Source organism: Stenotrophomonas sp. GbtcB23 (assembly GCF_019091045.1).
Taxonomy (GTDB): domain Bacteria; phylum Pseudomonadota; class Gammaproteobacteria; order Xanthomonadales; family Xanthomonadaceae; genus Stenotrophomonas; species Stenotrophomonas rhizophila_A.
This window is the reverse complement of record NZ_JAGXKC010000768.1, coordinates 1-230: the sequence shown is the minus strand read 5'-3', so window position 1 is coordinate 230 and position 230 is coordinate 1. Positions and strand designations below refer to the sequence as shown.

The 230-nt window shown below is 70.0% G+C and carries 1 pseudogene; it reads right to left on the bottom strand.

The window, feature by feature from the left end:
* A pseudogene (locus KVS69_RS20860) lies at positions 1-230 on the bottom strand (UDP-N-acetylglucosamine-peptide N-acetylglucosaminyltransferase); the annotation flags it as partial.

Here is a 230-nt window from a genome sequence, read left to right as displayed (position 1 = left end):
GAAGACGCGGTCGTCGGCAGCGTTCATCGCCGGCAGCTGCAGGTGATGGTTGAGCGAACCGGCCACGCGCGAAGCGGACGTCGCGCCCGGGCAGGTCAGCACCGGGCAGCCGGCCCACAGTGCATCGGGTGCGGTGGTGTGCGCGTTGTACGGGTGCGTGTCCAGGGACAGGTCCGCCTGCTGGTAGCGCGCCAGGTAGGTCGGGTGCGGCAGGTTGGGCATGAACACCA